Source organism: Moorena sp. SIO3H5 (assembly GCF_010692395.1).
GTDB lineage: Bacteria > Cyanobacteriota > Cyanobacteriia > Cyanobacteriales > Coleofasciculaceae > Moorena.
In genome coordinates, this window is sequence record NZ_JAAHHS010000262.1 from 1 (window position 1) to 11,022 (window position 11,022).

Sequence of the window (11,022 nt, forward strand, 5' to 3'; positions counted from 1 at the left end):
TGTCTCCACCGTAAATAAAATCGTTATCAGCTTCACCATATAACAGATCATTACTGTTATAACCTTTTAAAGTATCGGCACCAGCTGCACCGATTAAGTAATCTTCATCGTAACTGCCGTCAATTCGATTATTACCAGAATTACCGTAAACAGGATTAGCGTAATCAGGTGCAGTAGTCATTATTTCTAACTCCTTTTTTTACAAATCAAGTCAAGTTAACACTGAAATTGGAAAACTAACGAGGTGGCTCTGAAGTAGCAAATTGAGATCAAACGTTTACCCTAATATATTGTTATCGGCAAAGTTATCTATTTGTTACTTGCTGAAACTATTACCTAATGATGTGTTGGTCAATGCCTGTCAAACTATGGATAATTTTTGTGAGTTTTTCTTCGATAAATCGAAGAAAGAAAATTTTTGATAAAACTCCTATCGATTAGCAATAGCAAAAATTTTCTTTCAAAAAACGATCCAGTTGAGTAAGTTCAAAGATTATCGTTCAAAACCTTGAAAGTCTTTATGATTTCGCTTCAACACGGAATTTAAGTATTTGAATCGGTCTGGGAAACTACCTGGGAATCACCTATCCCAAACTTGCTGGCTTTGACCAATCCTGATGTATATTGGTTTAGCCGAACAACAGGGTTTTCAATATAGAACCACCAGAAAACCCTGGAAAAGTCGATTGCTGACTTGAGCAGCCGCTTACGACCAAATTTAGAGACTCCGGAATAGCGGTTATGCCACGGTGTAGGTACTTCCGTAATGTTGTAACCCTGACCTGCTAGCACTGCTAGTAGGAAGCGATGGGTAATTTTTTCAATGGGCAAAGAAGTTAGCAAATCCCGACGCACCAGTTTAATCCAGTTCATGTCGTGAATTTTCATCCCAAAAGCTAGGCGACAGCTACCATTGGCAAATTTAGAAGTTTGTAGTTTATTGTCACCACGCTTCTGCCGCCAACCAGCAACACCATCGACATCAGGCCCACAAGCTTCTAACAGAGCCGGAAGGTCGGTTTTAAAATCTGATTCGAGATCGGCTTGACCCCAGAAAATCCAATCGGTGTTGGTGTTGATGATGGCGGTACGCCACACAGCTGCAACACCTCGTCTTTGGGGATGGCGAATCACCCTTAAGAAGGAGTACTTTTTTTGTAGAGATACTAAGATTTGGGGAGTCTGGTCTACACTGCCATCATCAACCAGAAGTACTGGCAGAGTAAAGCCAAGATTATCAAAAGTCAACTGTAAATCCCAGAATAACTTTTCTAAGTTTCCTTCTTCGTTCAAGCAAGGAATGACAACAGTAATTGAGCGACTAGCAAGAGGATGTAAAACACGTAGAGTTTGATATTTCATCACTAAGTTCCAGGATATTTTTCAGTTGAATTAGTTGTAAGAGAAGCTTCCTTTTGGAAGTTATTTACTTTACTTCACTTTACTTTACTTACTATTATTTAGGCGTAATATTTGCTTACATGTACATTTAATTGTTTGCGATGTTGATGTTGATGTATAACTTTTTAAAATTGTTTACTCAAGCTTAATATATAGCACTTATAATAGTGATTAAGGACAAACTTTATGAAGTTTATGTAACAGGAAACAGCGGATCTCGGAGTGGACTCATTTTTATACAAACGATCGGGAGTGTGGGGAGATCAGGAGATATATAGATAGAGAGATAGGACATGATCAAAGGGTTTACACTATCGAAGGCAGCACGGGGGGATGGTAGCGGTAGTTATCTGTTTAATGCCTAAACGCTCAACATTACAGATAAGATCTTCCAGTATTTAAATTTTAATTTACGCTAATTTTTTTTAAAGATTCGGTATTGCAAACGTTGCGCGAACACTATCTTAAACATCAGCATGCTAACTTTTACACAAACCCTTAAAGTTTTCTAGAAGTTGTTGAAAATTAGGCGAAATTAATAATGAATACAGATTTTTTGCATGAATCCACAGATTTAGTTGCTAATGTTATTCACGCCAGACCATGGAATACTTATAATTCGATGGCAACAAGTGGCGCTGTGGGAATCAATGCTGATTGGGAAAACAACCAAGCAGAAAGCTGGTATATCGAAGCACAGCGGCAGAGTGAAGAAGCTATAGTTAGCGGTTTAATAAACGAAGATCAAGCCGCTATTGAAGCAGGATTAAAGATGTTCGATTGGGGGTTTGCTCAGCAATCTGCCGATGGCGGTTTTGAAGGCACAGGTGACGCCTTTCATAGTACTGCCCTATTTGTCCATGCAGTAGCTCGTAGCCTCCTGCTGATTCAGGGCTCTTCCTACTCTCAACAGTATGCAGATGTTATTGACGCTTACAAAGAAAAATTAACAGATGCAGCCGCTTGGATGATTCAACCGGAAGTTTGGGAGACAGGGATCAGTCACAACAAACCCTACACTCATCGCCGTTATGTTGTTGCCACTGCTTTGGGACTAACAAATCAGCTAACAGGTAATTCGGAACTAATGGATTATGCCCGTCAGTACCTGGAAGATGGTCTAGCACTCCAACAGTCAGACGGAGTTAATCCCGAACTTGGAGGTTCTGATAGCAGCTACCAAATGGTGGGTGTAGTCTATGCAGCGCAATGGGTGAGCTACTTCCCAGAAGAAGCCCTGACTGCTGAAGTCATAGAAATGATTGACAAGGCAATAGCCTGGCAACAAACTAGGATCCTTCCAAATGGGGAAATCAGTATTGAGGGCAATACCCGCACTTCCGGAGAAGAAATTCTGAGAAATGGTGAAGTTAAAGGTATAAACAACAGGGAAATAATTCGAGGATTTGGCTACTGGGCATCGGTAACTGAAGACCAGGTTTTGGAAGAGAATGCCTATGATGTTGCGCGATTTTACTACAATGATGACCTTTCTCTAATGCCAGCACTTTATCCAGGAGATGACGTGTTTTTTGGTACTGATGCTCAAGAATATATCACCAGTGGTGATGGGAATGACTTTATAAACGGTGGTGGAGGTAATGACCTTCTTAATGGAGATGCAGGAGATGATACTCTATATGGAGGCAAAGGTGATGATACACTCAATGGAGGTCTAGGCAATGACATTTTAGATGGTGGCGAAGATAATGATAGCCTATATGGAAACGAAGGTAATGACTTTATCAACGGTGGTGGAGCTAATGACCTTGTCAATGGAGATTCAGGAGATGATACCCTCAACGGTGACAATGGTGATGATACACTCAATGGAAGTGTAGGGAATGACATTTTAGATGGTGGCGAAGGTCATGATCTCCTGAACGGAGACGAAGGTTATGACTTTCTCCACGGTGGCGGAGGCAATGACCTTCTCAATGGACATGCAGGAGATGATACCCTCAACGGTGACAATGGTAAAGATACACTCCAGGGAGGTCTAGGAAATGACATTTTAGATGGTGGCAACGATCATGATATTCTATACGGAGGGGAAGGTCATGACTCTGTCAACGGTGGTGCAGGCCATGACCTTCTCAATGGAGATGTAGGAGATGATACCCTCAACGGTGACAATGGTAATGATACACTCCAGGGAGGTCTAGGGAATGACATCCTAGATAGTGGCGAAGGTCATGATCTCCTATACGGAGGGGAAGGTAATGAATTAGTCAACGGTGGTGGAGGCAATGACATTCTCAATGGAGATGCAGGGGATGATTTTCTCTATGGAGGCAAAGGAGATGATCAACTTCGGTCTGGTATAGATAATGACACCTTATATGGTAGTGACGGACATGATACATTAAGTAGTGGCGAAGGTGATGACTTCCTCAACGGTGGTGGAGGCAATGACATTCTCAATGGAGATGCAGGGGATGATACCCTCCAAGGTGACAAAGGTAAAGATACACTGAAGGGAGGTGTAGGGAGTGACATCCTAGATGGTGGCGACGATCATGATACCCTTTACGGAGGGGAAGGTGATGACTTTTTCAATGGGGGGGCAGGCAATGACATTCTCAATGGGGATGCAGGGAATGATACTATGTATGGAGGCAGAGGAGATGATCAACTTCGGTCTGGTATAGGTAATGACATGCTGTATGGTGGTGAGGGAATAGATACTCTTACTGGTGGTGCAGGGGCAGATAAGTTTGTTCTGGGTGACATCACTGTTTACTATAATACTAATGGTGACAGTGATTATGCCCTGATCTCGGATTTCAAAATTTCAGAAGGTGACGAAATCCACCTTGAGGGTGACGCTAGTGACTATGTGGTGCAAGCATATGTTGAGCTTGGCTCAAACAAAGGTACAGGTATTTATCGAGACACTAATAACAATGGTATTTATGAGACTGGAGATGAATTAATCGCTCTGCTCAATGGATCGGAAGACTTTCATCTTGAAGAGATTTACATGGATATTTTTCTCTTTAACTAGTTCCGGCAAGACGTCGAGAGGTTAGAAGAGAGATTGCGCTGCTGTCTATTCCGATTCCTAGGGTTGGCTCATCTTGTTCGCTCATACCAATTATCACGGTATAGCACTACCCATGAAGGTCAGGACATTAATAAACTCCGAAACTTAGTGATAGGTTACTTCTGACTTCTGACTTCTGACTTCTGACTTCTGACTTCTGACTTCTGAGGCTAAGCGTAGCGCTATATTAACTATTACCAATCCCTTGACCTCCTAACCAACCCGTTGTCCAAGCACTCTGAAAATTAAATCCCCCGGTAATTCCATCAATATCGAGAATTTCTCCAGCAAAGTAAAGACCTGGACATTGGCGGCTTTCCATAGTCTTGAAATTCACTTCTTTGAGACTAACACCACCACAAGTAACAAACTCTTCCTTAAAAACTCCTTTACCTTGAATCAAATAGCGTCCCTGAGTCAGTTCTTGAACTAACTGATGTACGGTTTTTTTGGATAACTCAGCCCAACGGTTTTGTGCTCCCACTCCCACACTAGTAACTAAACTCACCCAAAGGCGCTTTGGGATAGGAATGGGACAACTAGTAGTAATGAAGCGTCGAGGTAACTGGGATTTAACATCTAGGAGTAATTTGCGCAATCGGTCTGGGTTGTACTCAGGAAGCCAATTCACCAACAAGGGCATTTGATAATGGTGTTCATGCAACACTCTCGCCCCCCAAGCAGAAAGCTTGAGTACCACTGGACCACTTAAACCCCAGTGGGTAATGAGCAATGGTCCCGTTTGTTCTTTCAAGGTTTTACCAGCATCGGGTAATTTCAGGCAGACCTGTTTAACACTCACCCCAGCTAAATCCTGTAAACGGGAGTCTGGGATATTAAAGGTGAATAGAGAGGGAACCGGGGTTTCGATTTTATGACCTAAGGCTTTTGCCCAACGGTAGCCTAGGGGATTGCTACCAGTAGCAACTAAAACGCGATCGCATCTGATGGTCTCTCCATTCCTCAACCCAATTTCAAATCCTCCTGGGGTCTGGTGTGGCGTCTCAGGAGTCGGCTGTTGGGAAGATTGCCGAGAGATCGACTTAACCGGATTACTGGTGCGAATCTTCACCCCTGCCCTCTTAGCCACTTGTAAGAGACAATCAACAATTGTTTCCGAACTATCAGTAATCGGAAACATCCTGCCATCGGCCTCAGTTTTCAGCTCAACACCGTGAGCCCCAAACCAAGCAATGGTATCCTTCGCTTGAAAGCGGGTGTAAGCTCCTCGCAATGCTTTGCTTCCCCTCGGGTAAGCTTGTACCAATTGGGCTGGATCAAAACAAGCATGAGTAACATTACACCGTCCACCACCAGATATGCGTACCTTCGATAATGGCTGGCGTGAGGCTTCTAGCAGAGTGACATTGGTATGGGGATGAGTAGTTGCACAGGTAATTGCCCCAAAAAAACCAGCGGCTCCACCACCAATGACTACGACATTGAGATTTCGTGAATTATCCAAGGGAATCGGGAATTGGGAATCGGGAATCGGGAATCGGGAAGTTATAATTTAGAATTGGGAATCAGGAATCGGGAATCGGGAATCAGGAATCGGGAATCGGGAACAGGGAAAAAATCTTGTTTACCTTATTAATATGAGAACCCTTAATCAAAATTTCCCCATCTCCCCATCTCCCCATCTCCCTATCTCCGTATCTCCCCATCTCCCCATCCCCTGATCTCCCCACACTTCCCTGTCTTTACCTTTTGCCTTCAAATCCTAAGATCGTCCTGGCAAATAATACTTAAAGTCCCTTGAGCCTTTATAGTCAGTGACATTAGCCAATTCTTCTAGAGTTTGGACACCAGGAAGCAATTCGCCATTAATTTGCCAAGTAGGATAGGATTTAATTCCAGCAGCGATACAAGCTTGTGTCTGAGCATCTTTGCCATCACGAGCACACTCTATATAATTGATTTGAGAGAATGCCTGTTTTCCAAACAGTTGCTTCTGCTCATAGCAGTGGGGACACCAGTAAGCTCCGTATTTCTTAGCACCAACTTCAGTCAAATGACGCGCCAGATCAATTTCCGATTGACCAGAGGTTGTGTTAACTTTCCAGCCACCAATAGCTGCGTTTGGCGCACCAGAGGCTGTGGGAATTGGACCACCATTATCTGCTGATGTAGCAACGGATTCCCCAACATTAGCATAAACGCCTAAGGTACCCACCAAGGTGATCATGCCCACGATCAGACCGATAAAGAAAATTTGACCAATATCTTCCCAACTGCGACCCACAAGGGTTAGGACTAGCAGGCTAATGGCAAATAATGCTGAAGTGATGCAGTATATACAGAGTGCTTGGATCTCAAACGCTAACAAGTACATCAAGTAGCTACTGAAAACTGTCATAGCTGCTGCACCTGCCAACAGCAGTAACCAAGTCCAATTTTCTAGTTTTGAGCGAAGTCCCTTCTTTGGGTCTCCCTTGACTAACAAGGGAGCCAAGGCAAATGTAGCCATACTGGTGTATGCCAGGAAGCCAAACAAGGTTAGTGGCAGACCAAATATACTAGCATAAGGGCTGGAAAGGACATCATTACAGCTGGAAGCATTAGCTGCACCCGCGCTGCAAACTGCAGTACCACCTGTCAGTTTAACCACAGTCAGATAAGCAGTTAACAGGGCACCCACGACAGCGATCGCAGCAATCAGCTGACGGGACCAACGATAAATCCAGGGGACAGAACGCCTGCGACTCACACTCATAATCTAGATAATTAGGAATAGGGGTTGCTTGAAAGTACTAACTACTACGTTATCAACTCAAACAACCAATAGACAGAAACCAAGGTGACATACTGTCTGTTGAAGGTGAAGCTTGGCCTTGCGGCGACGAATAGCGGAACAATCTTGTTGAATTAAGAATTAAGAATTAAGAATGTAGCATTAAGAATGCGCTCATTCTACATTCTGCATTCTGACAGACAACCTTGGCCAAAAGGCCACGCGATCGCGTTCATCCTTCAAACAATTGGTTTTTGTTCTTGTTTAGCAGACACACTACTGCGTACTGCTTCCACAAATTGACTTACCCTAATCGGGTCAATAGGTTGATCAATTTGTCCACGACGCTTGAGGGAACTAGAGACAATTACCCCGTCAGCATATTGCATCAGGGTAGAGATATTTTCCCAATTAGCGCCACTGCCAATAAACACTGGTTTGCCCTTAGCCGCCGCCGAGGCTAAAACCAGGTCTTGGGGATTAGTAGCAGTACCGGTTGCCCAGCCAGATAGAATCACACCATCAGCTAACCCCCGCTCTAAGGTTTCTTGTACAGCTATGGTGATATCCGGTGATTCCAAAGGTTGTCCATGTTTGACTAGAACATCGGCAATAATCTTAACATCACTACCCAGTGCCCGACGGTAGCGCAAGAGTGTATGAGCCTGTCCCTCAATTAACCCCTGGTCTGTTGCCATAATCCCAGTCAAAACATTAACGCGGATAAATTTAGCCCCTACACAAGTAGCAATTGCCAAAGCACTATGAGCATCATTGCGTAATATATTGATCCCTATTGGTATGGGAACCAGGTTCATCAGTCGCTGGACTATGATCGTCATGGTACTGACTACTGCTGGATCGACCTGGTTTTTGGTAAATGGGGCGTCGAAAAAATTTTCAACAATCACCCCATCGACTCCACCAGAGCCTAAGGCGGTGACCTCTTGCTCGGCTCGGTCAATCACAGCTTGCAGGCTACCGCCCCAGCGCGGGGAAGTAGGGAGTGGCAGCAAATGCACAACTCCTATGATCGGATTCGGTGTCTGGAAAATTTGCTCTAAGTTCACAATCGATGGATGTTTGGAAGCCCCATCTCATCAGGGAGCGGGGAGGAAAAGCTACAGATAGAGAGGACCAGCGCCCCCTATAGAACACTTGGAAATTGAGAGTAGGGTCGAATGCCGTTTCTGGCATCGGTCTACCACTGGCATTAATGGTGCTGTGCGACCAGGCGCGAGGTTCAACGCCCACACCGAACGCGCACCAAGATAGAGGTGAGCCCTAAAACGACTACATCTGTTTTTATCTCTACTGCCTACTGATTCTAGGTCAAGGGTAAAATAGGACTACCTATATTACCAGTAGATTGTACCTTTGTCCTGTCAACTTTGAGCTTTGGGACCGGAATTGCGTGAATAGCCGAGATCAGCACCCCCCTCCCCCATAGACCTCATAAGGGTAGGTTTTTTACTTTGACCTCAGGTGTGGGGTATTGGGTGTGGGGTGTGGGGTGTGGGGGTACAGACAAGCGATGCAGTGGCCTCACGGGGGTTTCCCCCACTCGCGCAAAGCATGGCTGACAACGACAAGCGTGATTTGCGCGGTCTTGGGGAGGCAGCGCCTTCTTATCACCCACACCCTAGACCCCACACCCCACACCCCACACCTCACTTCTTTGTTAAAAACCTACCCCTGTGAGCTCCCCCATAGACCGAGGTAACCAACACGAGCCCCTTGGAGTAGGGAGATTTTTATAATTCCTAATATTTTTTTGAATATTTTAATAAAATTTAATTTAGAATAAGTTTATAGGTTTTGATCGTGAAATCAATATGGAACATCAGTACTAGTAGAATAGGAGAGCAAATTAGGAGTAGAGCACATCACTGACAAACCAGAATCGATGGTCAATTGGTGTAAGGTTCTGCTAAAGGGCAGTAGATTATGCCACTAAGTCGTATATCATATAAGATGATGTAATGAATGGGCAAAAAGCCAACTGTAGCAATATCTCACTTGGGGTGCGAGAAAAATCGCATTGATACCGAACATATGCTGGGTCTGCTGGTGCAGGCAGGATACCAGGTTGATGCCAATGAAGAATTAGCTGAGTATGTTATTGTAAATACCTGTAGTTTTATAGAACAAGCGCGGCGAGAATCAGTCCGCACGCTAGTAGAACTGGCTGAAGCTGATAAAAAAATAGTGATCACGGGCTGTATGGCTCAACACTTCCAAGGCCAACTATTGGAAGAGTTGCCTGAGGCAGTGGCAGTGGTGGGAACCGGAGACTACCATAAAATAGTAGATGTAATCCAAAGAGTAGAAACAGGCGATCGCGTTCAAGAGGTTTCTACTGAACCAACCTACATTGCTGACGAAACAACGCCACGCTACCGAACAACTTCTGAAGGGGTTGCTTACCTACGGGTGGCAGAAGGGTGTGATTACCGCTGTTCCTTCTGTATCATTCCGCACCTCCGGGGAAAGCAGCGATCGCGTACCATAGAATCCATTGTTGCGGAAGCTGAGCAGTTGGCATCTCAAGGGGTTCAAGAGCTGATTTTAATTTCCCAAATCACCACCAACTATGGTTTAGACATATACGGCGAACCGAAACTGGCAGAACTGTTGAGAGCATTAGGTGAAGTAGACATCCCCTGGATTAGGATTCACTACGCCTATCCCACGGGTTTAACCCCATCCGTGACTAAAGCCATTCAGGAAACTCATAATGTTCTTCCTTATCTCGATTTGCCTCTACAGCACTCCCATCCAGAAATCCTCCGCTCCATGAACCGTCCTTGGCAGGGACGAGTAAATGACACTATCATCAAGCAACTCAAAACTGCACTTCCTGATGCAGTGTTGCGAACCACCTTTATTGTCGGGTTTCCCGGCGAGACAGAGCAGCACTTTGAACACTTGCTGGAATTTGTCCAGCATCATGAATTTGACCATGTTGGAGTGTTTACCTTTTCTGCGGAGGAGGGAACAGCAGCATACAAATTGCCTAATCAGTTGCCCCAAGGGGTGATGGATGCCAGACGGGATGCCCTGATGGCAGTTCAACAACCGATTTCCTTGAAAAAAAATCAAAACTGTCTGGGCAAGATCGTTGATGTTCTCATAGAACAAGAAAATCCCTTAACGGGTGAATTTATTGGTCGCAGTGCCAGGTTTGCCCCTGAGGTGGATGGATTGGTCTACGTTCAAGGTGATGCCTATGCAGGAACCATAGTATCAGCAGAAATTACTGATTGTGATTTCTACGACTTGTATGGTTCTGTAGTACTACCTCCGTAAACAAGCTACAGGCTTTAACTAGGGGCTGGAATTAGAAACTCCACCACTAGGGGAAGTAATCTGGTCAATCCTGAATCAGACATTATTCTTGGTCTTTTAGATTGCGGTGCGACAGCGATGCAGCGAGGTAGCGCGGTCTTGGGGGTCCCCCCCACTCGCTATTGCATCAAGACAAGGCGCGAGGTTTCCTAGCCAAGGGAACGCGCACCAAGAGAATGGAGCTGTAGACAAGGTGTCTAGCCTTGTGAAAAGCGGGTGTCTGTCGCCCATAGTTCTGTCGCCCATAGTAATGGCAGACTAAACGGGAGACTAAACGGCACACTTAAAAGACCTGCTTAGAAAGACCTGCTTAGGGGGTAAAAACTAGCTTAGCGGTGCATCAAATCAGCTTTGAGGGTTTAAATTTGGGATAATTTATCCCACCCCAATCCAACGGGCAATACCTGGCTAGCGAGCCACCCTCAACCTGACAAGCGATGCAGCGCGGTCTTGGGGGTTTCCACGGGGCTTACAAGGTGCGGACGCAGGTTCA

General features: G+C 44.9%; 7 protein-coding genes and 1 pseudogene. 2 read left to right on the top strand and 6 right to left on the bottom strand.

Annotated elements, in window-relative coordinates; genetic code table 11:
* Positions 1-181 (bottom strand): annotated as a pseudogene (locus F6K52_RS24150) (hypothetical protein); the annotation flags it as partial.
* 362 nt (positions 182-543) lie between these two features.
* Positions 544-1,362: a glycosyltransferase family 2 protein gene (locus F6K52_RS24155; RefSeq protein ID WP_293083899.1), complete on the bottom strand. Its 819-nt coding sequence runs from the start codon at positions 1,360-1,362 to the stop codon at positions 544-546.
* Positions 1,363-1,942: 580 nt separating this feature from the next.
* On the opposite strand from F6K52_RS24155, the gene F6K52_RS24160 reads away from it, so the two are divergent.
* Positions 1,943-4,408, top strand: coding sequence for a calcium-binding protein (locus tag F6K52_RS24160; protein WP_293083902.1), 2,466 nt, complete (start codon positions 1,943-1,945; stop codon positions 4,406-4,408).
* 226 nt (positions 4,409-4,634) lie between these two features.
* On the opposite strand, the gene F6K52_RS24165 is transcribed toward F6K52_RS24160, so the two are convergent.
* The 4 genes from F6K52_RS24165 to btpA form a co-directional block, all read right to left on the bottom strand.
* On the bottom strand, positions 4,635-5,912 hold the full coding sequence (locus F6K52_RS24165) for an NAD(P)/FAD-dependent oxidoreductase (protein ID WP_293083905.1): 1,278 nt from the start codon (positions 5,910-5,912) through the stop codon (positions 4,635-4,637).
* A gap of 82 nt (positions 5,913-5,994) precedes the next feature.
* Positions 5,995-6,138, bottom strand: coding sequence for a hypothetical protein (locus tag F6K52_RS24170; protein ID WP_293083908.1), 144 nt, complete (start codon positions 6,136-6,138; stop codon positions 5,995-5,997).
* Between the two features lie 32 nt (positions 6,139-6,170).
* The gene (locus F6K52_RS24175) at positions 6,171-7,163 is read right to left on the bottom strand and encodes a vitamin K epoxide reductase family protein (protein WP_293083911.1); all 993 of its coding nucleotides are present in this window, start codon (positions 7,161-7,163) and stop codon (positions 6,171-6,173) included.
* 257 nt (positions 7,164-7,420) lie between these two features.
* The gene (btpA, locus tag F6K52_RS24180; protein ID WP_293083914.1) at positions 7,421-8,251 is read right to left on the bottom strand and encodes a photosystem I biogenesis protein BtpA; all 831 of its coding nucleotides are present in this window, start codon (positions 8,249-8,251) and stop codon (positions 7,421-7,423) included.
* Between the two features lie 916 nt (positions 8,252-9,167).
* On the opposite strand from btpA, the gene rimO reads away from it, so the two are divergent.
* Positions 9,168-10,490, top strand: coding sequence for a 30S ribosomal protein S12 methylthiotransferase RimO (rimO, locus tag F6K52_RS24185; RefSeq protein ID WP_293083917.1), 1,323 nt, complete (start codon positions 9,168-9,170; stop codon positions 10,488-10,490).
* Positions 10,491-11,022: the final 532 nt, after the last annotated feature.

What these genes read in the sequence shown, in the direction of transcription:
- F6K52_RS24155 (WP_293083899.1), bottom strand. Translation starts at nt 1,362, where the DNA reads ATGAAATATCAAACTCTACGTGTTTTACATCCTCTTGCTAGTCGCTCA.
- F6K52_RS24160 (WP_293083902.1), top strand. Translation starts at nt 1,943, where the DNA reads ATGAATACAGATTTTTTGCATGAATCCACAGATTTAGTTGCTAATGTT.
- F6K52_RS24175 (WP_293083911.1), bottom strand. Translation starts at nt 7,163, where the DNA reads ATGAGTGTGAGTCGCAGGCGTTCTGTCCCCTGGATTTATCGTTGGTCC.
- rimO (WP_293083917.1), top strand. Translation starts at nt 9,168, where the DNA reads ATGGGCAAAAAGCCAACTGTAGCAATATCTCACTTGGGGTGCGAGAAA.